Source organism: Streptomyces sp. NPDC001156, assembly GCF_053598275.1.
In genome coordinates this window covers 20,797-45,034 of record NZ_JBSFJX010000046.1, presented here as the reverse complement: position 1 = coordinate 45,034, position 24,238 = coordinate 20,797, and the positions used below count along the sequence as shown (strand labels likewise).

The following is a 24,238-nucleotide window of genomic DNA, read 5'->3' as shown; positions in this document are numbered from 1 at the left end:
CGCGCAGCCGGCACCGGACGAACGAGGACACGAGGATCACCTCGTAGCGTGACGAGGGGACGACGACAGCGGTGCGCTCACGCACGGCCCGGCTCCCCTCACTCGTCATGACACGCGCCGCGAGGACGGGGCGGCGCGCGATACGTGGTGAGTGTAGGAAGCGGGACGGCCGCTCGGCACCGGATTATTCGCGGCGGGGACCCTCAGCGGTCCGCGGGCTGCGCGGGCAGGTCGAAGACGTGCCTCGGCGTGACGATGCCGGTGATGGCCTCGCCGAAGAGGGTGCTGGGCTCCTCGCCGTCGTGGTCGATGTCGGTGTTGAGCAGGACGACCAAAGTCGCCTGGGACGAGGGGAGATACACGGTCAGGGACCCGTATCCCGGCATGGAACCGTTGTGCCCGATCCAGCCATGGACGTTGAAGATGCCGAGGCCGTACCCGGAGCCCGGGTCCGGAGGCGATGGCGTGGTCAGCCGCTGCTTCTGCACAGCGGGGCTGACGAGGGTGCCGCCGTCCGGAAGTGTGCCGGTGGCCACCGTCCGCGCCCATGTGCGCAGATCCCGCAGATCGGAGATCATCGCGCCGGCCGCCCAGGCCCACGACGGATTCCAGTCGGCCGCGTCCTCGACCTTCCCGCTCGCGGTCTGGTCGGTGTACCCCTGCGCGTGCGGAACGGGGAACGCGGCGTCGGTCGGGAACACCGAGTGGTCCAGCCCGGCCGGTGCGAGCACGTTCTTCCGGATGAAGTCCCTGAGCGGCAGGCCACCGGCCTTCTCGACGACCAGGCCCAGCAGGACGAGATTGGTGTTGCTGTAGTCGAACCTCTCCCCGGGCGGGAACAGGGCGGGGTGCCCGAAGGCGTAGCCGAGCAGCTCCCGCGGTGTGAAGGACCGCCTCGGATCGGAGGTCAGCGCCTTGTTGAAGGTCTCGTCCCTGGTGTAGTTGAACAGGCCACTGCGCATCCCTGCCAGTTGGCGCAGGGTGATCCTGCCCCCGTTCGGCACCCCGTCGACGTACTTCGCGATGGGATCGTCAAGACCCACCCTGCCCCGGTCGGCCAACTGGAGTAACGCCGTCACGGTGAACGTCTTGGTCTCACTGCCGATCCGCATGTACAGATCCGCGGCCATCGACCGCCCGTCGCGCTGGTCGGCGACTCCGAACGACCGCACATAACTGCCCCGGTCGGGCGTCCACAGCCCCACGGTCACACCGGGCACGTCGGCCTCGCGCATGACCCCCTGAACGGCGTCGTCGAGCCGTTCTTTCACGTCTGAGGTGAGTTGCAGCACCCCGGGATCGGGCCCCTGATCCGACAACGAGTGCGGTACGGCGACGGGCACCTCGGTGGCATCCGGCTCGGGCACGCCGAACGCGGCCCCCGCCACGACCGGCAGCGCGAGGGCCCCCAGCATGGCGGCGGTCTTGGCCCCACTGCGCAACCGTCTGCGCACATGCGTCATGGACTGACTCCAGGTGAGCCGCGGAAGACGGCCGGGTCGTGGGACTCGAGCCGCGAGGTGGAACCGAGCTTATGAGCGACCGCACTCGCCCGCCCGTCGGCGCCGGGCGCACGCCGAAACCCCGAGGCCTGACGCAAGGCCCTGATCGGCGCGGGGCGGCGGCGCGCACGACGTGACGCGGGGGCGATGCAGATCTCCGGCCGATGTACGTGCAACCCCCAAACGGGTCATGAGCCGGCCGATGGCGAGTCCCGCCGAACGGGTGACATTGGCGGTCCCCCCATTGCTCGGATTCACCGTCCCGCCCGGGGAGCGGTCACTGCGACCTCAACGCAGCGGCCAGTCGACGCAATCCGCTGGGAGTCGCTGAGGGCGGTGATCGTCGTCACCGGTTCCGCACGGTCGTGCCTTGAGAATGAGGGACCTCTGTGGTGGCCGAGGGCAACGCGCGGTCGAACTTCGCCGAGAGGCTCCCCTGATCCGGTCAGCGCGTCAGATCCACCACAGCCGCACAGTGCGGATCGTCCTCCGGCACATCGAACAGCTCCCGCTCCTGCGACCGGGAGAACACCTCCGCGATCACGGCCGGACCCGCCTCCGCGAGCCGCACATCGCAGCCCACCACGTCGAGACCATCCTGGTGCCGCACGTAGAGCCGCATCCGGCCCTCGCCCAGGTACAGAAAGCCGACCAGCAGCGACGGCGCCTTCTCCCGCTCCTCATCGCCCGGAGCCGGGCAGTTCAGCGTGGTCAGCAGGGCATGCGCCCGGTCCTCCAGACTCTCCTGGTAGGGCGCGTCCTCCACGAGCCTGATCAGCGGCGTGCCGAGCACGGTGTCCACCTGGTCACCTGAGTAGAAGCGCAATTCACCAGCCTCGTGCCGTACGCGACTGACCGCCTCCCATGGGCTCAGCAGCTCGTCCTGCTGAAGGAGCGGCAACTCGTAGATGGTGAGGAGATCGTGGACGTCCGCCTTGCGTCCGCCGAGGGCGATCCGTACGGCCGGCGACTGGTGGGGGCCCGGGAGGACACCGCGCACGCGGAGCTTCTTCACGATCGGTGCCTGTGTGAAGAGGATCACGTGGCCGGTCACGTCGGCCTGTGCGACGGCCACTTCCCACGGCGTCATACGAGTGTCTCCCCTTCTTCGCGGCTTTGACCCTGCTACCCAACTTCCTTCTGGATCACCCCATTTCAGGTCATCTGACTCCAGCCGGACGCGGACAGATGACACCGGTGGCGGTCCGATCAGGCCACGCGTCAGGCAGAACCATGCCGCCGGTGATCTGGTCGCGGGCGACGGGAGTGTGTCTAACAACGCGCCTCGATGTCCAGGTCCATACTGAGCCGATGCGCCGAGCTTTCGCCCATGACGGGGTCGTCCGGATGGCAGCCGACGGTGATGTACGAGCCCTTGGCGCAGCCATCACGGTCGCGCTGTGCGGGCACTGGGACCACGAGCCTCCGTGCCCGCTGGCGCCGCACCACACCTCGACCGAGCGCTCTGGCGACGAAGTGGCGCTGCGAGTGCTGTTCGCTGCCGCACCCGAATCCGAGGCCGACGTTCGCAGCCGGATCGAAACCGCTCTGTCCCGGGGCGAGTTCGAGGGTCCCGACGGTGTCACCACGCGATGGCAGTTCTGCGGGGCACAGCCCAGCGCCATCCGGCAGGACGAGTTGGAGCACGCTGAACGACTCATGCGGACGGTGTGACGGCTCTCGTGACCTCGGTCAGGTCCGCTGGCTGATCATTGCTGCCCGCAGTACTCCGACGAACAGCGGCACCCTCCAGGCGACAACGCGAACATCGCGATCCATGCCGGCCCGTTCACCGCGCGGCGCGGGTGTGGAGTCTTGGTCGGGCAACACCCTTCCCCATCACGACACCATCGCCGTCCGAACCTGGCCCAGGCCCGGATGGATACCGTATTTTGTATGCTGCACACACGGATCGATTTCGCCCCGCTCGAAGGAGACGCGGAATGGAACTTCTGGACGCTGCGGTCATGCTGGACATGGCGGCCCAGGCACCCGACGGCATCGTGATCGTCGATCGTCAAGGACTGATCCGCTACTGGAATCAGGGGGCGGAGCGGATCTTCGGATACTCGGCTGCCGAGGTTGCCGGGCAGAGCCTGGACGCGATCATCCCCGAGAAGCACCGGCGGCGTCATTGGGACGGCTTCGATGCGTCCATGGCGAGTGGGTCCAGCAAGTACGGGCAGGACGACCTCCTGGCGGTTCCCGCAGTGACCGCGGACGGCAGGACCATTTCCATCGAGTTCAGCGTGGTCATGTTGACCGACGCCGACGGCAACGCAAGTCACGTCGGAGCGGTTATCCGGGACGTCACCGCGCGACGCGCCCGGGAGAAGGAGATCCGCCGGCAACTTCAGTCCGCGTCGGCCGGTACGACTGTTTGACGCGATCGGCGAGACACACCCGGTGCGGGCCGCAGTCGGCCGACCTCGCGTCTGCGGCCCGCCGGGTGGGCGTTCGGCTGACGTCCCCTCATACGCACGGGTGCCCTGCACGCGATACTCGCGCGCAGGGCACCCGTAGTAGTTCGGGTCAGGCGACGACCTCGTTCTCGTGCAGCTTGCGGATCGACTCCACGTCGTAGCCGAGGTCCGCAAGCACCTCGTCCGTGTGCTCGCCCAGCAGCGGCGCGCCGGCGACGTCGGGCTTGAAGGCGGAGAACTTGATCGGGCTGCCCACCGTCAGGTAGGTGCCGCGCTCCTTCTGGTCGACCTCGACGATCGTGCCGCTCTTGCGCATGTCGGGGTCCTCGGCGAGCTCCTTCATGCTGAGCACGGGGGCGCAGGGCACCTCCCACTCGCGCAGGATGTCGACCGCCTCGTACTTGGTCTTGTCGGCGAGCCACTTCTCGATCTCGCCGAAGATCTCCATGATGTGCGGCTGGCGGGCCCGGGCGGAGGTGTACTCCGGGTCGTCCTTCCACTCGGGGTGACCGATGGCCTCGCAGGTGCGGGCCCAGTTCTGCTCCTGGACCGTGAAGTAGATGTAGGCGTTGGGGTCGGTCTCCCAGCCCTTGCACTTCAGGATCCAGCCCGGCTGGCCGCCGCCACCTGCGTTGCCGCCGCGGGGCACCGCGTCGCCGAACTCGCCATGCGGGTACTGCGGGTACTCCTCCAGGTAGCCGACCCGCTCCAGACGCTGCTGGTCACGCAGCTTGACCCGGGTCAGGTTGAGCACGGCGTCCTGCATCGACACCGACACCTTCTGCCCAAGGCCCGTCTGGTTGCGCTGGATGATCGCCGTCAGCAGGCCGATCAGCAGGTGCATACCGGTGTTGCTGTCACCGAGGGCCGAGCCGCTGATGGTGGGCGGGCCGTCCCAGAACCCGGTGGTGGACGCGGCGCCGCCGGCGGCCTGCGCGACGTTCTCGTAGACCTTGAGGTCGTTCCACTTGGAGTCGTCGTTGAAGCCCTTGACGGAACCGAAGATCAGGCGCGGGTTCAGCTCATGGATGTGGTCCCACCCGAGACCCATACGGTCCATGGCGCCCGGCGCGAAGTTCTCGACCAGGATGTCCGACTCGCGGATCAGTCTCTCCATGACCTCCTTGCCCTCGGGGGTCTTGGTGTTGATGGCCAGCGAGCGCTTGTTGCTGTTCAGCATCGTGAAGTAGAGGGCGTCGATGTCAGGGATGTCACGCAGCTGACGGCGGGTCACATCTCCGCCGCTGATGCGCTCGACCTTGATGACATCGGCGCCGAACCAGGCGAGCATCTGGGTGCACGCGGGACCGGCCTGGACCCCGGTGAAGTCGATCACCTTGATTCCGGCGAGCGGCTTTTCACTCATGTGGCTTCCTTTTCCTGAATGCTCTGGTGCGAGGGTGGGTGTGTGGGACGGGAGTTCGGGGTTCAAAGGCGTTCGGACGGCAGGCACCGGGACGGCGAGTCCTGGGGCGGCAGGCCCTCCGATTGCGGGTGCTCGGGCTACCAGGCCCGCGGACGCCGAATTCGCGGTTCGCGGGCCCGGGATGGCCGGCACTCGCGTCGGCGGGATCGCCTCGGCGGCGCTCGCGTCTGTGGCGCTCGCGTCGCAGGCGCTACTTCTTCGCCGGCGTGATGTTGCCGACCGTGATGCCCTTGGGGTTGAGGTGCGAGATGTGGCCGCTCTCGGTGCCGGCCGACGGGTCGATCACGCAGTCGATGAGCGCCGGACCGCCCGACTCCAGCGCCTCGGTGAGGGCGGCGGTGACCTCGGCGGGCGTGGTCGCGCGGTAGCCCTTGCCGCCGAACGCCTCGATCATCTGGTCGTGGCGAGCCGAGAGCATGAGGGTCGTCGGGGACGGGGCGTCACCGAGGGGGTTGACGTCGTCGCCCCGGTAGACACCGCCGTTGTTCATGATGACCGTGACGACAGGCAGGTTGTAGCGGCAGATCGTCTCGATCTCCATCCCGCTGAAGCCGAACGCGCTGTCGCCCTCCACGGCCACGACGGGCGCGCCGCCCTCCACGGCGGCGGCGATGGCGTAGCCCATGCCGATGCCCATGACGCCCCACGTGCCGCTGTCGAGGCGGTGGCGCGGCACCCGCATGTCGATCACGTTGCGCGCGATGTCCAGTGCGTTGGCGCCCTCGTTGACGATGTACGTCTCGGGGCGCTCGTGCACGACATCGCGCACCGCCTTCAAGGCACCCATGAACTGCATGGGATGCGGGTCGGCCTTGAGGCGCTCCGCCATCTTGGCGACGTTCTGCGCCGAGCGTGCGGCCAGTTCCTCCCGCCAGGCCGTGGGGGCCGCGATCTGGCCCGGCTTGGTCCGCTCCGCCAGTACGTCGAGCACGGACTCGATGTCACCGACGAGCGGCGCGGCGATGGGCTGGTTGCTGTCCATCTCCTTGGGCTCGATGTCCACCTGGACGAACTTCGCGTCGGGGTTCCACTGCGGCGCCTCGCCGTGGTTCAGCAGCCAGTTGAGGCGCGCGCCCACGAGCATCACGACATCGGCCTTCTTGAGCGCGAGCGAACGGGCGGTGGCCGCCGACTGCGGGTGGTCGTCGGGCAGCAGCCCCTTCGCCATCGACATCGGTACGTACGGCACACCGGTGGACTCGATGAACGTGCGGATCTTGGCGTCCGCCTGTGCGTAAGCGGCGCCCTTGCCGAGCACCACGAGCGGCCGCTGCGCGCCGGCCAGGAGCTCGATCGCCCGGTCCACGGCCTCGGCGGACGGGAGTTGGCGCGGCGCGGGGTCGACGAGACGGCTCAGCGTCTTCGCTCCCTCCTCCGCGTCCATGATGGCGCCGAGCACCGCGGCCGGGATGTCGAGGTAGACACCGCCGGGGCGCCCCGAGATCGCGGTGCGCAGGGCGCGGGCGATACCGCGGCCGATGTCCTCCACCCGGCTCACCCGGTACGCGGCCTTGCAGAACGGCTGCGCGGCGGCCAGCTGGTCCATCTCCTCGTAGTCGCCCTGCTTGAGGTCGACCAGGTGGCGCTCGCTGGAGCCCGAGATCTGCACCATGGGGAAGCAGTTGGTGGTGGCATTCGCCAGCGCGACCAGCCCGTTGAGGAAGCCCGGTGCCGACACGGTCAGGCATACGCCGGGCTTCTTCGTGAGGTACCCGGCCGCCGCCGCCGCGTGTCCCGCGTTGCTCTCGTGACGGAAGCCGATGTAGCGGATGCCCTGGGCCTGTGCGAGGCGGGCCAGGTCGGTGATCGGGATGCCGACCACCCCGTAGATGGTGTCGACGTCGTTCATCTTCAGTGCGTCGACGACCAGGTGGTACCCATCGGTGAGCTCGGCCGGCACGTCGGCGTTCGCCGCGGTCTCCAGTGGTGAGGGGGCGGTCATGGTCCGAGGTCCTCCTTGGGGCAAGTCGTGCTGCTGCGGCTTCTGTTCTCACCTTCCGCAGCGCGCATCGCCGCGTCCAAGACCCATCGGCGACCAGCCGATAAACAGCATCTATCGAGCCCTGGTCGGGGCGGGCCGCACGGCCTTTCAACACCCTTGATAAACGGCTGCTATCGGGCGTTCGCAAGCGCGTATTGGACGGGTGCTGTGCGCCACCGCAGGCTCACAGGGGACTGCTTCATCGGAAGGCGCACGAGGAGGTGGGGTCATGGCCGTTCCGGCCGCGGCATCGGTGCGCAACGCGGACCGGTACCGGCCCCCGGCGATCGCGGGCCTGAGCGATGTTCTCGACCGGCACGTACGCGACCGTCCGCACGCCGGGGCCCTCGTCGTCACCGGGGACCGGGTGCCGCTGTCCTACCGCGCCCTGTCCACCCTCGTCGACGACGTGGCGGCCCGGCTCGGTCGCACGGGGCTCGACCGTGGCGACGCGGTGGGACTGATCTGCGCCAACACCGCCGAGTTCGTCGTCGCGTTGCTCGGTGCGGCGCGTGCCGGGCTGGTGGTCGCGCCCATGGATCCCGCCCTGCCCGCGCCACAATTGTCCGCGCGGCTGGAGGCGCTGGGCGCGCAGGCGGTCCTCGCCGGCCCCCCGGCGGCCGGCGCCGGGTCGGCCGAACAGGTCCGGGTCCCGGTCTGGCCCCTGCGGGTCGAGGTGTCGCGTGCCGGTACGGCGGCGGCCCTCCTGGACACCGGCGTCCGCACCGTACGGCGCGTCCGTGGCGCGGCACACGAACTCCGCGCCCATGACGCCCTCGTGCTGTTCACCGCCGGCACCACCGACCGGGCCAAGATGGTCCCGCTCACACACACCAATGTGGCCGCCTCCGTGCGAGGCATCTGCGCCACGTACGAGCTGGGCCCCGGCGACGCGACGGTCGCGGTGATGCCGTTCTTCCACGGTCACGGGCTGTTCGCGGCGCTCCTGGCGACACTCGCCAGCGGAGGGTGCGTACTGCTGCCGGAGCGGGGCCGGTTCTCGGCCCGGACGTTCTGGGCCGACCTGCGGGCCGCGACCGCCACATGGTTCACCGCGGTCCCTGCCGTCCACGAGATCCTGCTGGACAGCTCCGCAATCGAGTTCCCCGGGCCGAGGGTCCCGCCGCTGAGATTCGTGCGGAGTTCCAGCGCCCCGCTCAACACGGCCACGCAGCGGGCCCTGGAGCGTACGCTCGGCGCTCCGCTGCTGTCCGCGTACGGGATGACCGAGGCCACGCACCAGGCAACGAGTGAGCCACTGCACCAGCGGGGGCCCCTGAAGCAGGCGTCGGTCGGCGGCCCGACCGGAGTGGACCTTCGTGTCGTGGACGCGAGGGGGCGCACCTGTCCCGTAGGTGTGGAGGGCGAGGTGTGGGTGCAGGGACTCACCGTCACGCGTGGCTACCTCGCCGACCCGGCCGAGACCGCGCGCAGTTTCACCGACGGCTGGTTCCGCACCGGAGACCTCGGCACGCTGGACGAGGACGGCCACCTGTACCTCAGCGGGCGCATCAAGAACCTCATCGACCGCGGGGGCGAGAAGGTCTCGCCCGAACACGTCGAGGACATCCTCGCCGGATGCCCCGGAGTCGCCGAGGCGGCCGTGTTCGCCGTGCCGGACGCGGCCTACGGCCAGCGCGTGGGCGCCGCCGTCGTCGTGCACGAGGGCGAGGGCGTCGGGGCCGAGGAGATCCTGCAGTACTGCCGGGACCGGCTGACCGCCTTCGAGGTGCCCGACCGGCTCGAGGTCGTCGCCGCGCTGCCGCACACGGCCCAGGGGGCGCTCGACCGGCGGGCGGTGGAGGCCCGGTACGCGCGATGACGGACGGGTTTGTGTGTCACAGGGGCTTCCGTCACGGGCGCTTCCGTCTCCACACCGGCCTTCCGCCACACGGGGCTTGCCTCACACGCACGGCTCTCGCCACACGGGGCTTGCGTCACGGGCGCTTCCGTCTCCACACCGGCCTTCCGCCACACGGGGCTTGCTTCACACGCACGGCTCTCGCCACACAGGGCTTGCGTCTCACACCGGGCTTCCGCCGCATGGGGCTTGCTTCACACGCACGGCTCTCGCCACACGGGGCTTCCGTCACGGGCGCTTCCGTCTCCACACCGGCCTTCCGCCACACGGGGCTTGCCTCACACGCACGGCTCTCGCGACACGGGGCTTGCGCCACACAGCGCTTCCGCTCACCCTGCCGGCTGCTCAGGTGACGGCTGCTCCCCGCTCACCGCGCATATGTCGCCAGGTGTCCCGGGCGGCCGTGTCACCGCACCACCCGGTGCTCGGTGGGCAGCGGCTGGTCGAAGAAGTCGTCGAGCGACAGGCTCGTCGCCGCGTTGACGAAGGCCCGGGCGGCGACCGAACCGGGGGTCGCCGCGTGGATCGCCACCGAGACCTGGGCCCTGGCATCGGGGTCGACCAGGCGCACCGCCCTGGTCCTGCCGATGACCGGCATCGCCCGCAGCCATGAGTGCGGCACGATGCTCGCCCACTCGCCACCGCCCACGTGTGCGTAGAGGGAGGCGATCGAGTCCGTCTCCACCTGGGGGGTGACCACGACCCCCTTGTCCGCGAACACGCTGTCGATGAGCTCGCGGATCCGGTGGTCCGGCGTCAGCAGCGCGAGCGGGAGCTGGGCCGCCTCCGTCCATGTCATGGTGCTGGTCTGGGAGATCACATGGTCGCCCGAGACGAGGAGCATGTACCTCTCCTCGTACAGCGGCATCACCTGGAGGTTCTCGCGGTCGCCGGGAGCGAAGTGGGCTATCGCCGCGTCCAGTTCGAACTCGCGGAGCTGGCGCAGGAGTTCCTTCGTCGACAGCCGGGAGCGGACCTGCACCTTGGCCAGCGGATGGGCCGCGCAGAAGGCGGCCACGGGCAGCGCCAACGTCGTCGACGCCGTGGGCTCCGTGCCCAGCCGCAGCGTGCCGGTGATGCCCGACTGGACCGCCGCCACCTCGGCCTTGAAGGCGTCCTGCTCGGCGAGGATCCGTTTGGCCCACACGACGAGCCGTTCCCCTTCCGGGGTCAGGCCCTGGTAGTTGTGGCCCCGGTTGATCAGCGTGACGTTCAGCTCCCGCTCGAGCTTGGCGATGGCCGCCGAGAGCGCGGGCTGCGAGACGTAGCAGGCCTCGGCCGCGCGGGCGAAGTGCCTCTCCCTGGCCACCGCCACGAAGTACTCCAGCTGGCGGAACAGCATGAACGACTCCTCTCTGCCCGGGGCCGCGCCCGGCCTCCGGCGGAGTCACAGGGCCGCCCGCACCGGTCGGCACCTGGGACGGGAAGATCATCCCTGAGCCGGCCGAAGGCGGACAAGATGCCGTGTGATCAGCCCGGCACACGAGCGCGACACCCCGGGGTCTTCTGTTACGCCCCTGCCCCGGAGCCGTTGCGGCGGGCGCGGCTGTGCCGCACCGGTGCTGCCGCAACGGTCCGCGCTAGGCCGAGGCCGGCTTCGGGGCGCTGCTGCCGCTGCCCGGGCCGACCACACCGCGCTGCGCGAGGAGGTCGGTGGCGGCGTGGATCGCACGCAGCGTGGGCGCCTCGGCGCCGCAGATGTCGGCCATCTCCACCACCGCGGTCACGATGGCGTCGAGTTCGAGCTGCTTGCCGGCCTCCAGGTCCTGGAGCATCGAGGTCTTGTGGTCCCCCACTCCTTCTGCGCCGCGCAGCCGCTTCTCGATCGAGATGGCGGGGCGGCTGCCGACCCGGGCCGCGATGTCGAGGGTCTCCTCCATGAGTTGGGCGACCAGCCGGCGGGTGAGGGGGTGCCGGCAGATCTCGGCCATCGTCGCCCGGGTGAGCGCGCTGATCGGATTGAACGCCACGTTGCCCATCAGCTTGATCCAGATGTCGTCGCGGAGATTCGACTCCACGGGACACTTCAGTCCGCCCGCGACCATGGCTTCGCTCAGCGCCGTGCACCGTTCGGAGACCTCCCCCGACGGCTCACCGATGGAGAAGCGCGTGCCCTCCAAGTGCCGGATGACGCCGGGGGACTCGATGACCGTGGCGGGGTAGACGACGCAGCCGATGGCCCGTTCCGGCGGCAGCACCTTGCTGGTGGCGCCGCCCGGGTCGACCGCCTCGATCTTCAGTCCTTCGTAGGGGCCTGCCAGCTTGTGGAAGTACCACCACGGAATGCCGTTCTGCCCTGCCACCACCGCGGTCCGGTCGCCGAGCAGCGGGGCGACCAGCGGTCCGCTGGACGGGTAGGAGTGCGCCTTCAGCCCCAAGAACACATAGTCCACCGGGCCGATCTCGGCCGGGTCGTCCGTGGCGTGCGGCCGCGCCACGAAGTCCCCCCGGGGGCTGCGGACGTGGACTCCGTGTGCGCGCATGGCCCGCAGGTGCTCGCCCCGGGCGATCAGGTGGACCTCAGCGCCACCCCGGTGCAGTGCCGCTCCGACGTAGGCGCCTATCGCGCCGGCTCCGAGGACTGCGATTTTCACGGTGACTCCTCCTGAAAGGGACGGCGTAGATGGATACTGTATGCAGTATCCTCGCGAGGTGTACAGGCTCCGCGCACCGCGTCCTAACCCGGCGTCGGGGAAGGGACGGACGCCCGCGACCGTGGCAACCAGGCCTGCCGCGTGGCGAGTCCGGGCATGCCGAAGGGCCTCCCGGCTCCGGTGGCAGAGGCAGAGGGAAGCCTCGTCATCCGGGCGCGGAAGGCACCTTCGGGGGCGCGGGTCAGCGCATGAGCCGGACCGCGGCGACCACCAGGGGGTCCAGTCCGTCCGCTCCGGTGTCGACGTACTCGAAGAGCCGGGTGCGCATCCGTGGGTCCCAGAACCTGTCCATGTGCCCCGCGACCGCCTCGACGGCCCGGTCCTTCGGGAGGTGTGCGAGATTCGCGGCGATGTCGTTCGCCATACGGCGTTCCGGTGGCACGGTGGCGGTCATCTCAGTCCACCACCGTCAGCACGTCGTCCTCGACTTCCTCCGTGTCGTCGCCGCGCCGGAGCGGATGCGCGAGCCCGACCTGTACGGCGGTCACCTTGTACTCGGGGCAGTTGGTCGCCCAGTCGGAGTTCTCCGTGGTCACCACGTTGGCACCGGTCACGGGGTGATGGAACGTCGTGTACACCACGCCCGTCGGCATACGGTCGGAGATCTCCGCGCGCAATGTGGTCTGCCCGACCCGGCTGGCCAGCGTCACCAGGTCACCGTCCGAGATGCCGCGTACCTCGGCGTCGTGGGGGTGCAACTCCAGGATGTCCTCGGGGTGCCAGGCCACGTTGCCGGTACGGCGGGTCTGGGCGCCGACGTTGTACTGGCTGAGGATGCGTCCGGTGGTGAGCACCAACGGGAAGCGCCGGGTGCTGCGTTCGTTCGTCGGCACATAGGCGGTCACCACGAACTTGCCCTTGCCGTGCACGAACTCGTCCACGTGCATGACCGGCGTGCCTTCCGGTGCCGACTCGTTGCACGGCCACTGGATGCTGCCGAGCTTGTCCAGCAGCGCGAAGGAGACGCCGGCGAAGGTCGGTGTGACCGCGGCGATCTCGTCCATGATCTGGCCGGGATGGTCGTAGGACATGGGGTAGCCCATGGCGGTGGCGATCTCGCACACGATCTGCCACTCGTGCTTGCCCGACTTCGGCTTCATCACCGCGCGCACCCGGTTGATCCGGCGTTCGGCGTTGGTGAACGTGCCGTCCTTCTCGAGGAAGGACGCGCCGGGCAGGAAGACATGCGCGAACTTGGCCGTCTCGTTGAGGAACAGGTCCTGTACGACCACCAGTTCCATCGCCTCGAGCGCGGCGGTGACGTGCTTGAGGTTCGGGTCGGACTGGGCGATGTCCTCGCCGTGCACGAACAGACCGCGGAAGCTTCCGTCGATCGCCGCGTCGAACATGTTGGGAATCCTCAGCCCGGGCTCGGCGAGGATGGTGCCGCCCCACAGGTTCTCGAACACAGTGCGCACCGCGTCGTCGGAGACGTGCCGGTAGCCGGGCAGCTCATGCGGGAACGAGCCCATGTCGCAGGAGCCCTGCACGTTGTTCTGGCCGCGCAGCGGATTCACGCCCACGCCGTCACGGCCGATGTTGCCGCAGGCCATCGCCAGGTTGGCCATACCCATCACCATGGTCGAGCCCTGGCTGTGCTCGGTGACGCCGAGGCCGTAGTAGATGGCCCCGTTGGGCGCCTCGGCGTACAGCCTGGCCGCGGCCCGTAGTTCCTCGGCCGGAACACCGGTGAGAGCCTCGGTCGCCTCCGGGCTGTTCTCGGGGCGGGCGACGAACTCCGCCCACTCGTCGAAACCTTCGCACCGCTGCTCCACGAAGGACCGGTCGACCAGGCCCTCGGTGACCACGACGTGCGCCATGGCGTTGACCACCGCGACATTGGTGCTCGGCCGCAGCTGGAGATGGTGCGTGGCCTCGATGTGCGGCGAGCGGACCAGATCGATGCGGCGGGGGTCGACCACGATCAGCTTCGCGCCCTCGCGCAGCCGGCGCTTCATCCGCGACGCGAACACCGGGTGACCGTCCGTCGGATTCGCCCCGATCACCATGATCACGTCGGCCTGCGCCACCGAACGGAAGTCCTGCGTGCCCGCCGACTCGCCGAAGGTCTGCTTGAGGCCGTATCCCGTCGGGGAGTGGCAGACGCGGGCACAGGTGTCCACGTTGTTGTTGCCGAAGGCCGCGCGCACCATCTTCTGGACGACGTAGACCTCTTCGTTGGTGCACCTGGACGAGGAGATGGCACCGATCGAACCCGATCCGTACCTTTCCTGGATCTGGCGCATCCGCCGGGCGACCGTGCCGATGGCCTCGTCCCACTCGACCTCACGCCATGGATCGGTGATCTTGTCGCGGACCATGGGCTTGAGCTTCCGGTCGGGGTGCGTCGCGTAGCCGAAGGCGAACCGGCCCTTCACACAGGAGTGGCCCTCGTTCGCCCCGCCGTCCTTGTACGGCACCATCCGCACCAGCTCATCGCCGCGCAGTTCGGCCTTGAACGAGCAGCCGACGCCGCAGTACGCGCAGGTGGTCACCACCGATCGGGTCGGCATGCCGAGTTCGACCACCGAACGCTCCTGGAGCGTCGAGGTCGGGCAGGCCTGCACGCACGCCCCGCAGGAGACGCACTCGGAGTCCATGAACGTCTCCCCGGCGCCCGGGGAGACCTTGGAGTCGAAGCCGCGCCCCTCGATGGTCAGCGCGAACGTGCCCTGCACCTCGCCGCAGGCGCGTACGCAGCGGGAGCAGACGATGCACTTGGACGCGTCGAAGTCGAAGTACGGGTTGGACGTGTCCTTCTCGGCGTCGAGGTGATTGGCGCCCTCGTAGCCGTACCGGACCTGCCGCAGCCCGACGACGCCCGCCATGTCCTGCAGTTCGCAGTCGCCGTTGGCCGGGCAGGTGAGGCAGTCCAGGGGGTGGTCGGAGATGTAGAGCTCCATGACGCCCTGGCGGAGCTTCTCCACCTTCGGGGTCTGGGTGCGCACCTTCATGCCGTCGGCCACCGGTGTGGTGCAGGACGCAGGGGTGCCGCGACGGCCGTCGATCTCCACCACGCACAGCCGGCAGGAGCCGAACGGCTCGAGGCTGTCGGTGGCGCACAGTTTGGGTATGTCGACGCCGGCCAGCGCGGCGGCCCGCATCACCGACGTGCCCTCGGGGACGGTGACCGGCAGTCCGTCCACCTCCACCGACACCGTCGCCTCGCCGGGCCGGTCCGGGGTGCCGAAGTCGGGTTCCTTGAGAAGTGTCATGCCGTGCCCTCCGTCCTCGCGCCAGTCGCGTGCTGGGGCTGGTTCTCCCGGCCGGGGGTGCGCGCGAGGAAGTCGTCCGGGAAATGCGCGATGGCGCTGCGCACGGGCATCGGCGTCAGCCCGCCCATGGCGCACAGGGAGCCATCGGTCATCAGGTCGCACAGGTCCTCGAGCAACGCCAGGTTCTCGTCCCGGTGCTGCCCGGCCACGATCTTGTCGATCACTTCGACACCGCGTACCGAACCGACCCGGCAGGGTGTGCACTTGCCGCAGGACTCCTCGGCGCAGAACTCCATGGCGAAGCGCGCCTGGGCGGCCATGTCGACGGTGTCGTCGAAGACGACGATGCCGCCGTGGCCGACCATCGCACCGGCCGCGGCGAAGGCCTCGTAGTCCATGGGCAGGTCGAGCATCGAGGTCGGCAGATAGGCGCCGAGCGGCCCGCCGACCTGCACCGTGCGCACGGGCCGTCCGGAGAACGTGCCGCCGCCGTAGTCCTCGACGAGTTCGCGCAGGGTGACACCGAACGCGGTCTCCACGATGCCGCCGTGCGCGACGTTGCCGCCCAGCTGGAACACCTGGGTGCCGCGCGACCGTTCGACACCGAGTTCCTGGTAGGCCTTCGCCCCGTGGGCGAGCACGGTCGGCACGGTGGCCAGGGTGAGGACGTTGTTCACCACGGTCGGCTTGCCGAACAGGCCCTGGCTCGCGGGGATCGGCGGCTTCGAGCGGACCGTGCCCCGCTTGCCCTCCAGGCTCTCCAGCATGGAGGTCTCCTCGCCGCAGATGTACGCGCCGGCGCCGACGCGGACGTGCAGGTCGAAGTCGAGCGCCGAGCCGAGGATTCCCTTGCCGAGCCAGCCGTGCTCGCGCGCGATCCCGATCGCCGAGCGCATCGTGGCCACCGCGTCGGGATACTCCGAGCGGATGTAGACGTATCCCTCGCTCGCGCCCACCGCGTGCGCGGCGATGGTCATGCCCTCGATGAGCATGAACGGGTCGCCCTCCATGACCATGCGGTCGGCGAAGGTCCCGCTGTCGCCCTCGTCGGCGTTGCAGCAGACGAACTTCAGCTCGTCCGTGCACTCCAGGACGGTCTTCCATTTGATGCCCGCGGGGAATCCCGCGCCGCCCCGGCCCCGCAACCCCGACTCGGTGACCTCGGCGACCACATCCTCGGGCCTGAGCCCCAGAGCCGTGCGCAGCCCCGTCAGCCCACCGTGCGCGAGGTAGTCCTCTGGCGACAAGGGGTCGGTCACGCCGACTCTGGCGAAGGTGACGCGGGTCTGGCGGGCCAGCCAGGGCAGTTCGTCCACGACACCGAGCCGCAGCGGATGGTCGGCCCCGTCGAGCATGCCGGCGGCCAGGAGGTCCTCCACGTCCGAGGGGGCCACCGGTCCGTAGCCAATCCGCCCCTGCGGGGTGACCACCTCGATCAGCGGCTCCAGCCACAGCATGCCGCGCGATCCGTTGCGCACCACGTCGATGTCGAAGTCTCCGCGGGCGGCCACGCGTTGCAGGGCGTCCGCGACCTCGTCCGCGCCGACGGAGCGGGCGGCCGAGTCGCGCGGGACGTAGACCTTGGCCGTGGAGTGCGATGCGTCGTTCATGAGGAGACCGCCTCGTTCAGGATCGCGCCCAGCCGGGCCTTGCCGACGCGCCCGTGCAGCCGTCCGTTCACCTCTACGGACGGCCCGAGGGCGCAGTTGCCGAGGCAGAAGACCTGCTCGACGGTCACCGACCCGTCCGCAGACGTCTCCCCCAGGGACAGCCCGGCCTCGCGGGCGTAGTCCTCGAGTTCGCCGGCGCCCAGGGCCTGGCACGCCTCGGCACGGCAGATCCGTACGGTCGTGCGCCCGGCGGGCTCGCGGCGGAAGTCGTGGTAGAAGGTCACCACTCCGTGGACGTCGGCCCGGGAGAGGTTGAGCTCGTCGGCGAGCACCGGAATCGCCTCTTGCGGCACATGGCCCAACTCGGCCTGTACGGCGTGCAGTACGGGGAGCAGCGAACCGCGCTGATCCCGGTGACCGGCCACCACCCTGCGGACCACGTCCTCGATCGTCACGTCACTCCCGCGAATCGTCATGATCGCTGCGCCTCCTCGTTCGACCATACCCCATACAGGTTTCTGTATACAGAAGTTCCGCAGCGGAAAATACGCAGATGCGCGGGCCGTTGCCCGGCTTCGACAAATGGGCACAAAGCTGGTCGACGGCGCCCGAGTGACCGGACCGGCATGACATCGCCGCAGGCCAGCGGCACACGCCATCTTGCATACCAAAACCTGTATGCTGAGAAAGCCGCCAACGATCATTCCGGCGCCACCACAGGCAGAGCCGTCCGACGCACCGGTGGACGGCAGAACGGGGGTCCCATGCGCGAGGCTCTGACAGCCGCGGCGACCCGCCGCGTGGCTCGCCCGGCTCCGCTGCGCCAGGCGGTCTACGACGCTCTGACCGAACTGATCATCAATGGTTCGCTCAAGCCAGGACAGCATCTCGTCGAGGCCGAACTCGCCGAACACCTCGGCGTCAGCCGCCAGCCCGTTCGCGAAGCCCTTCAGCGCCTGCAGACCAGCGGCTGGGTCGATCTGCGCCCCGCGCAGGGCGCCTTCGTCCACTCCCCCACCCCGGAAGAAGCCACCGAACTCCTCAGCGTCCGCTCGGTGCTGGAGACCCACTCCGCCGAACTCGCCGCCCAGCACGCGAAGCCCAAGGACGTCGAACAGCTCTGGGCACTGCAGCAGGCCGGCGTCGACGCCCTCGCCGAGGACGACGTCGAACGGCTCGTCGCGGCCAACACCGCCCTGCACGCCCACATCACCTCCGTGGCCGGCAACTCCGTACTCACCGAGTTGATCGCGCAGGTCGGCCAGAAGGTGCGGTGGTACTACACCCCCATCGCCAAGCCCCGCGGCAAGGACGCGTGGAACGAGCACGCCCAGCTCATCCAGGCCATCGCCGACGGCGATCCCGACCGCGCCTGCGAGATCATGCGGCAGCACACCCGCCGTACCGTCGCCGAGTACCGGAACGCGATCGCCGCGGAGACGGACCAGAGCTGACGGGCCGCCAGGCGCACGGCCTCCACCCACCCGCGTCCCGACGAGCGGCCCGGTCCCGGCCGGTCGACGAGTCGGCTTCCCTGCGTCAGGCAAGAGAATCCGTGGCGAGGCGAGCGGGCCCGAAGGAGCCGCCGACCGCCACCGGGCCGGTGGCTGCGGCGCCCACGGCGGTCTGCAACTCGAGCAGCCACGGCTCGACGATGCCTTGCACGATGCCGAACCCCTCGCCGTCCGGCCCGAGCATCGCATCGGCGGGGATCAGCACCGGGTCGGCGAAGACCGTGGAGGTCCCGCTGCCGTACGGGCCCGCCCGGTCCGGACGCGCCGGGACGAACAGGTCGGCGGCGTGCGCCGGGACCACCCACAGGGTCAGCCCGTCCCGCGCGGCGAGCGGCCGTGAGGACCAGATGTAGCTGTCCGCCTCTCCGGCCGCGACCACGTCGTGCTTGCGGGCGCGCAGGGCGACCACGCCACCGGAGCGGGTCGCGGAGGCGTCAGGGGCTCCCGGCTGAAGCCGCGTTCGGCGACCTTCGGCCGCGGGCTCATCCAGAGCGAGGCTGCTGAGGTGATGCCCGGCGGCGATCTCGCCACGGAGCCAGCGACTGCCGTACGCCTCGACGACGGCGGCTGCCGCATAGTGGGACTGAAGCACGGCGGCGGTCGCCGGACAGGCGCCGGCCACCCGCGTCACCACGTCGGCGGCGTCCGCGAGCCCACGCCCACCGCCCCCGAGGTCGGTGGAGACGGTGAGTCCCAGAAGTCCCGCCCGCCCCAGGGCCGTCAGCGAACTGCGCGGGAACCTGCCCTGCGCCCGGACCCTCTCGGCGGAGGGGGCGATGACGGCGTCCAGGAGACGGGAGAGAGTGCTGCGATACGACACGGGGACCCCCTCTGGAGAAGATTGCATACAGTATGCCGAAGCGTGCTGTGGATGCACCAGAGGGGAACCGGAGCAATTTGCTCTTGGCCTCTCGCGCAGCTCGCGGCCGAGAGGCTCGGCAGAGCTGACGCCGAATCAGGACCGTGCGCCGACCTCCCGCAGCGCTCCGGTCTTCACGTCGAACACGAAGCCGCGCACGTCGTCCGTGTGCAGCAGGAACGGCGACGTGCGCACCCGCTGCATCGACTGCCGTATGTCCTGGTCGACGTCGCGGAAGGCCTCGACCGCCCAGGCGGGCCGCTGGCCGACCTCCATCTCCAACTCGTGCCGGAACTCCTCGGTCAGGGACTCGAGACCGCAGCCGGTGTGGTGGATCAGGACGATGCTGCGGGTGCCGAGCGCCCGCTGACTGATCGTGAGAGAACGGATCGTGTCGTCGGTGACGACGCCGCCCGCGTTGCGGATGGTGTGACAGTCGCCCAGTTCGAGGCCGAGCGCGGCGTGCAGATCCAGCCGGGCGTCCATACAGGCCACGACGGCGACGCCGAGGACCGGCCGGGCACCCATGCCCGGGTCGGCGAATCCGGCGGCGTAGCCCCTGTTGGACCGTACGAGGCGGTCGATGACCGTCTCGTCGCCGGTGGGGCCGGTGGTGGGCTGGGCGGGACGGGATGCTGGTACGAGCATGCTGGCCACCTCAATCCGCTGCGAAATCCGAAGAACCGCTGACCGCCGGGGAGGCGGGCTTGTGTATACGGTATTCAGTAGCCAGTGTTTCGCCAACAGTGATGCAGGCGCTGGGTGGGCGCGCCAACAGTGGTGCGCCCATCCCGCGCCCGCCGGCCGGGACGCACGAGACCCCAAGCCGCGGCTCACGTTCCTCAGCCCCGGCTGCCGACGAAGAGGCTCTGCACGCTGCGGCCGATCGGACCGCGTTCGTCGTGGAGCGCGGCTTCGGCCATGCCCATCCCGTCCTCATCGATGCTGGTGCGGGCGTCGAGACAGACCCATTCCCCGATGGGGTGGCGGTGCAGGTGGACTGTCAGGTCGGGGTTGATGAACACCTGCGACGCGAAGTCGAGCACGTTGCTCAGCCCATTGCCGGAATCCGCCGCCACCAGGACGCGGTCCAGCGGTGTGATCGCCTCCCCCGCCACCAAGGGAACCCGCATGCGCATCCAGCAGGTCGCCGGCCCAAGCGCGAGAAAGGAACCCTCCGCGAACCGCGTCTCCATGGCTGTGTGGTAGCCGATGTCCCATGGCACGGGGAAGAACGCCTCGGGACTGGACTCCTCAGGGGCGCGGACGACAGGAACGTCCATCGTCGGGGTCACGGAACCGGGAGCGGTCCGGATGCGCAGTGCCCTCGCCCGCATCACCTCGTCCCCGCCGTCCGGGGTCAGGGACGCCTCGACCAGCTCCACGCTCCGGCCCTCCCTGAGGACCCGCGTGGTCACCGACAGCGGGCGCAAGGGCACCGGCCGCAGGATCTCGAAGGTGATCCGGGCGAGGCGCATGTTTTCTCGGGACCCGGGGCGGGACTGGACAGCCCGCCCGAGCAGCGCGGCGGGCGGCCCCGCGTGCTGGCTGTGCTCGTCCCAGGGGCCCCGGGCGCAGGCGGTGGGGACGAAGCGATCCCCCGCCACCCGTTCGAAGAATGCCTCGACGTCACTGACGGGCATGGCCACGGCTTCCCTTCCTTCCGGCGGGCGAGGCCGCCATGTTACCCGTCGGTACTGTGCAGGTCCCGGCGGCCGGCCCTCTTCTCCACAACCGCGCGCTCAGCCCCCGACGGCCCGCTCCCACGGCTGGAGGACCGTCTGCTGCGACTTCTCCAACTGCGCGTCCGTGGGGAACTGCGGCGTCCCCTCGACCGTCGGCAGCCTCGCGGCGGCGGCCGTGTCCAGGGTGCCGCTGCGCCGCATGGCGTCCATCAGCACGGGGCGGGCGTATCCGGCGAGCCGGAGATTCTGGCCTTCGGTGCTGAAGAGGTACTCCAGCCACAGCCGGGCGGCCGCGGGGTGCGGGGGCGCGCGGCCATCCGCGAGACGGTGGCCGGGATGTTCGCGCTCGTCCCGGATCTGGCCTTCGAGTTCATCTCGCTGCGCACCGGTGAGGACTTCTGGGTCGTCCAGTGGAAGCCGACCGGGACGTCCGTGTCGGGAGCCGCGGTCGACGTGGATCTCGCGGATTTCGTCCTGGTCGAGAACGGTGCGGTGAAGGAGAAGCACTCCTACGTGGACGGGGTGGCGATGCAGGCCGCTCTCACGTCCCCCGAGGCAGCCGGAGCGGAGACTCACTGAGGACGAGCCGCACCCAACGGCGAAGGTCCTGGCAGGCGGTGACACGGCCAGGAGCCGCCGCGCTCCCGACGCCGAACCCGCAGCTGCGCGGTGGGCAGCGCCATGGCCGAAAGGTGGACGAGCACGCGACGCCCCCGGCCCGCCGTCGGTGGCATGGCACCTGCTCGGGGCGTAGCGTCGGCCTCATCATGGGTCTTTGAAGCGGCTCAGGCGCGACGGACTCGAGTTCCTCGCGCTGGACTCCCTGAGCGCAAGCCCCGACCAGTGAGACTCGCCCTGCTGATCATCTCCAGATCCCGTCCAGGGCGAGGGCCGCGGCGGCAAGCCCCCGATCACGCGGGGGCTACGTGGCCGTGGGAAGGCCGAGACCTCGGAAGGAGGATCCGGCATGCATCTCGCGTCCAACGTGGTCCGCAGCGCCCGCGCTCACCCCGATCGCACCGCGCTGCGTCTCGGTGACGACACCACCTCCTATCGCACGCTCGACCAGAGCAGCGCCCGTATGGCCGGACTGCTTCGCGACCGCGGCGTGAAACCAGGCGAACGAGTCGCGATCATGCTCCCCAACACCCCCGAGTTCGCGATCGTCTACTTCGGCATACTCCGGGCCGGCGGCATCGTCGTTCCGATGAACCCCCTGCTCAAGTCCCGGGAAGTCGCCTACTACCTCGGCGATTCGGGTGCCCGGCTGCTGTTCGCCTGGCACACCTTCGGCGACGAGGCGCGGGCCGGTGCGCAGCAGACCGGGGCCGACGCGGTCGTCGTCGATCCCGCCGGATTCGACCGGCTGCTTGCGTCAGGGACACCCGCCGAGGACCTCACTGACCGGGACGACGACACGGCGGTGATTCTCTACACCTCGGGGACGACCGGTCAGCCGAAGGGGGCGGAGCTGACCCACGCCAACCTGACCCGCAACTGCGACATCGTGGCCACCGAGCTGCTTTTGCTCACCCCCGACGACGTGATTTTCGGTGGGTTGCCGCTCTTCCACGCGTTCGGGCAGACCTGCACTCTCAACGCCGCCGTCGCCTCCGGTGCGTGCGTCACGCTGCTGCCGCGCTTCGACGCCGAGAAGGCCCTGGGCATCCTCGCCGGGCACGGAGTGACGGCCTTCGTCGGGGTGCCGACGATATTCAGCAGGCTGTTGCGGCAGCCCGGCCGGGACGCCTACGACGTCTCCCGGCTGCGGTACTGCTTCTCCGGCGGCGCGGCGATGCCGGTCCAGGTGCTGCGCGACTTCCAGGCCGCGTTCGACTGCGTCGTGTTCGAAGGGTACGGATTGTCCGAGACCTCGCCCGTCGCCTCGCTCAACAACCCGCAGACCGGGCCCAAGCCCGGTTCGGTCGGTACCCCGATCCGGGGTGTCCAGATGCGGGTGGTCGACAACAACGACCAGGAGGTACCGCCCGGGGAATCGGGCGAGATCGCGATTCGCGGCCACAACGTGATGAAGCGGTACTGGCAACGCCCCGAGGAGACCGCCGCCGCGGTCCGGGACGGCTGGTTCCACACCGGCGACATCGGCCGGGTCGACGAGGACGGATACTTCTGGATCGTCGGCCGGAAGAAGGACCTCATCATTCGTGGCGGCTACAACGTGTACCCGCGCGAGGTCGAAGCCGTGCTGTACAAGCATCCGGCGGTGGCCGATGCCGCGGTGGTCGGTCTGCCCAGTCCTGATCTCGGTGAGGAGGTCGGCGCGGCGGTCGTCCTCAAGCCGGGCGCCCGGGCCACACCGGACGAGCTGCGTGATTACGTCAAGCGCCAGGTCGCCGCGTACAAGTATCCGCGGAAGGTATGGATCGCGGACACCTTGCCGAAAGGGCCCACAGGCAAGATCCTCAAGCGGGAGATCGTTCCGCCGGCCGAGCCGGACGGGCGGTGAGCCGGCGTCGCGGGGAGGGGCACTGGGCCGGTGGACCGGCAGTGGTTCCGGCGTCGTCCGCGCGGCTCGCCCGCGCGGCGGCCGGCAGCCGCGGGGGCCCGGAATTGTTTGGGACCCTGACACGCTGATGTAGCCAGAAGTACGGGTTGTCGATCGTGTGCGAGGCGGGCAGCCCGAGTGACCGAGGCGAAAGATATTGGAGGGGCCGAAATGGCAGCGCAGACGCAGAGGGCCGTGCTGGCGGGTGGATGCTTCTGGGGGATGCAGGACCTGGTCCGCCGGCTCCCGGGCGTGACGGCGACCCGGGTCGGTTACACCGGCGGGGACGTGCCGAACGCTACGTACCGTAACCACGGGACCCACGCCGAGGCCATCGAGATCCTTTTCGACCCCGAGAAGACCGACTACCGCGCGATCTTGGAGTTCTTCTTCCAGATCCACGACCCGAGCACCAAGAACCGCCAGGGCAACGACATCGGTCTCAGCTACCGCTCGGCGATCTACTTCGTGGACGACGAGCAGAAGCGGATCGCCGAGGACACCATCGCGGATGTGGACGCCTCCGGACTGTGGCCGGGCAAGGTCGTCACCGAGGTCGAGCCGGTCGGCCCCTTCTGGGAGGCCGAGCCCGAGCACCAGGACTATCTGGAGCGTTACCCGGAGGGCTACACCTGCCACTTCCCGCGCCCGGGATGGCGACTGCCCGCTCGCACGGAGGGCTGACCGCCCGAGCCGACCGGGGCGCCGAGGGCTCGTCCCTCGGCCACGGGTCCCCGGATGGACGCGTTCCCGTGTGGAAGCCGCTTCGCAGATCATGCGAGGTCTTGAACGCGGGCGCCCGGTCGGGTGCCCGCGCACAGATGATGATCGCCTCGGGCTCTCAAGGTGCGACAGGTCGTGCCCTGCCCCCAGGGTCTCTGTGAGTCGGCGCCCGCCCGGTCGGGCGCCGGCCACCCGCGTATGCCGGGTATGGCAGACGCCTCGTTTCGGACCATGGCGTATGGCATCGCACAGCCTGGTGTCGATCTGAAGGACGGGGCC

20 protein-coding genes and 1 pseudogene are annotated in these 24,238 nt (G+C 69.7%); 7 read left to right on the top strand and 14 right to left on the bottom strand.

Annotation, left to right across the window (positions count from 1 at the left end; genetic code table 11):
* Positions 1–203: 203 nt before the first annotated feature.
* Complete coding sequence (locus tag ACWDA7_RS22385; protein WP_450605994.1) at positions 204–1,463, bottom strand: serine hydrolase domain-containing protein; 1,260 nt, start codon at positions 1,461–1,463, stop codon at positions 204–206.
* Positions 1,464–1,947: 484 nt separating this feature from the next.
* Positions 1,948–2,592 (bottom strand): hypothetical protein, encoded by a 645-nt coding sequence (locus tag ACWDA7_RS22380; RefSeq protein WP_450605993.1) that lies wholly within the window; start codon positions 2,590–2,592, stop codon positions 1,948–1,950.
* A gap of 221 nt (positions 2,593–2,813) precedes the next feature.
* On the opposite strand from ACWDA7_RS22380, the gene ACWDA7_RS22375 reads away from it, so the two are divergent.
* Both ACWDA7_RS22375 and ACWDA7_RS22370 read left to right on the top strand, forming a co-directional pair.
* On the top strand, positions 2,814–3,176 hold the full coding sequence (locus ACWDA7_RS22375) for a hypothetical protein (protein ID WP_450605992.1): 363 nt from the start codon (positions 2,814–2,816) through the stop codon (positions 3,174–3,176).
* A 269-nt stretch (positions 3,177–3,445) separates the two neighbouring features.
* A complete protein-coding gene (locus ACWDA7_RS22370; RefSeq protein ID WP_450605991.1) occupies positions 3,446–3,886 on the top strand; it encodes a PAS domain S-box protein in 441 nt (146 codons plus the stop codon).
* Positions 3,887–4,034: 148 nt separating this feature from the next.
* On the opposite strand, the gene frc is transcribed toward ACWDA7_RS22370, so the two are convergent.
* Positions 4,035–5,291, bottom strand: a complete 1,257-nt coding sequence (gene frc / locus ACWDA7_RS22365) for a formyl-CoA transferase (RefSeq protein ID WP_450605990.1) — start codon at positions 5,289–5,291, stop codon at positions 4,035–4,037.
* 250 nt (positions 5,292–5,541) lie between these two features.
* Positions 5,542–7,293, bottom strand: coding sequence for an oxalyl-CoA decarboxylase (gene oxc / locus ACWDA7_RS22360; RefSeq protein ID WP_450605989.1), 1,752 nt, complete (start codon positions 7,291–7,293; stop codon positions 5,542–5,544).
* A gap of 268 nt (positions 7,294–7,561) precedes the next feature.
* Between oxc and ACWDA7_RS22355 the strand changes: the two genes are divergently transcribed.
* Positions 7,562–9,154, top strand: coding sequence for a FadD7 family fatty acid--CoA ligase (locus ACWDA7_RS22355; protein WP_450605988.1), 1,593 nt, complete (start codon positions 7,562–7,564; stop codon positions 9,152–9,154).
* 445 nt (positions 9,155–9,599) lie between these two features.
* Here the strand turns inward: ACWDA7_RS22355 and ACWDA7_RS22350 are convergent, their stop codons facing one another.
* The 6 genes from ACWDA7_RS22350 to ACWDA7_RS22325 form a co-directional block, all read right to left on the bottom strand.
* On the bottom strand, positions 9,600–10,535 hold the full coding sequence (locus ACWDA7_RS22350) for a LysR family transcriptional regulator (RefSeq protein WP_359411234.1): 936 nt from the start codon (positions 10,533–10,535) through the stop codon (positions 9,600–9,602).
* 238 nt (positions 10,536–10,773) lie between these two features.
* Positions 10,774–11,787 (bottom strand): 2-dehydropantoate 2-reductase, encoded by a 1,014-nt coding sequence (locus ACWDA7_RS22345; RefSeq protein ID WP_450605987.1) that lies wholly within the window; start codon positions 11,785–11,787, stop codon positions 10,774–10,776.
* Between the two features lie 241 nt (positions 11,788–12,028).
* Positions 12,029–12,241, bottom strand: coding sequence for a formate dehydrogenase subunit delta (locus ACWDA7_RS22340; protein WP_359407485.1), 213 nt, complete (start codon positions 12,239–12,241; stop codon positions 12,029–12,031).
* 1 nt (position 12,242) lies between these two features.
* Positions 12,243–15,062 (bottom strand): formate dehydrogenase subunit alpha, encoded by a 2,820-nt coding sequence (fdhF, locus tag ACWDA7_RS22335; RefSeq protein ID WP_450605986.1) that lies wholly within the window; start codon positions 15,060–15,062, stop codon positions 12,243–12,245.
* A complete protein-coding gene (locus tag ACWDA7_RS22330; protein ID WP_450605985.1) occupies positions 15,059–16,672 on the bottom strand; it encodes a formate dehydrogenase beta subunit in 1,614 nt (537 codons plus the stop codon). The genes fdhF and ACWDA7_RS22330 overlap by 4 nt, the downstream gene beginning before the upstream one ends.
* Positions 16,669–17,148, bottom strand: coding sequence for a formate dehydrogenase subunit gamma (locus ACWDA7_RS22325; protein WP_359407494.1), 480 nt, complete (start codon positions 17,146–17,148; stop codon positions 16,669–16,671). The genes ACWDA7_RS22330 and ACWDA7_RS22325 overlap by 4 nt, the downstream gene beginning before the upstream one ends.
* A 288-nt stretch (positions 17,149–17,436) precedes the next feature.
* On the opposite strand from ACWDA7_RS22325, the gene ACWDA7_RS22320 reads away from it, so the two are divergent.
* Positions 17,437–18,126 carry a GntR family transcriptional regulator gene (locus ACWDA7_RS22320; RefSeq protein ID WP_450605984.1) on the top strand — a complete coding sequence of 230 codons (690 nt, stop codon included), beginning with the start codon at positions 17,437–17,439 and terminating at the stop codon, positions 18,124–18,126.
* Positions 18,127–18,211: 85 nt separating this feature from the next.
* Here ACWDA7_RS22320 and ACWDA7_RS22315 read toward each other — a convergent pair whose 3' ends face one another.
* The 4 genes and pseudogenes from ACWDA7_RS22315 to ACWDA7_RS22300 form a co-directional block, all read right to left on the bottom strand.
* Positions 18,212–19,006 (bottom strand): acyl-CoA dehydrogenase family protein, encoded by a 795-nt coding sequence (locus tag ACWDA7_RS22315; RefSeq protein ID WP_450605983.1) that lies wholly within the window; start codon positions 19,004–19,006, stop codon positions 18,212–18,214.
* Between the two features lie 135 nt (positions 19,007–19,141).
* Complete coding sequence (locus ACWDA7_RS22310; RefSeq protein WP_450605982.1) at positions 19,142–19,693, bottom strand: beta-class carbonic anhydrase; 552 nt, start codon at positions 19,691–19,693, stop codon at positions 19,142–19,144.
* Positions 19,694–19,887: 194 nt separating this feature from the next.
* On the bottom strand, positions 19,888–20,688 hold the full coding sequence (locus ACWDA7_RS22305) for a thioesterase family protein (RefSeq protein ID WP_450605981.1): 801 nt from the start codon (positions 20,686–20,688) through the stop codon (positions 19,888–19,890).
* 99 nt (positions 20,689–20,787) lie between these two features.
* Positions 20,788–21,033, bottom strand: a pseudogene (locus ACWDA7_RS22300) (ABC transporter substrate-binding protein); the annotation flags it as partial.
* Between ACWDA7_RS22300 and ACWDA7_RS22295 the strand changes: the two are divergent.
* The 3 genes from ACWDA7_RS22295 (at position 21,028) to msrA (ending at position 23,920) form a co-directional block, all read left to right on the top strand.
* Positions 21,028–21,309 (top strand): nuclear transport factor 2 family protein, encoded by a 282-nt coding sequence (locus ACWDA7_RS22295; protein ID WP_450606005.1) that lies wholly within the window; start codon positions 21,028–21,030, stop codon positions 21,307–21,309. The pseudogene ACWDA7_RS22300 and the gene ACWDA7_RS22295 sit on opposite strands and share 6 nt — an antisense overlap.
* 388 nt (positions 21,310–21,697) lie before the next feature.
* Positions 21,698–23,197 (top strand): long-chain-fatty-acid--CoA ligase, encoded by a 1,500-nt coding sequence (locus tag ACWDA7_RS22290; protein WP_450605980.1) that lies wholly within the window; start codon positions 21,698–21,700, stop codon positions 23,195–23,197.
* A gap of 210 nt (positions 23,198–23,407) precedes the next feature.
* The gene (msrA, locus tag ACWDA7_RS22285; RefSeq protein ID WP_450605979.1) at positions 23,408–23,920 is read left to right on the top strand and encodes a peptide-methionine (S)-S-oxide reductase MsrA; all 513 of its coding nucleotides are present in this window, start codon (positions 23,408–23,410) and stop codon (positions 23,918–23,920) included.
* The last annotated feature ends 318 nt before the right edge of the window (positions 23,921–24,238 follow it).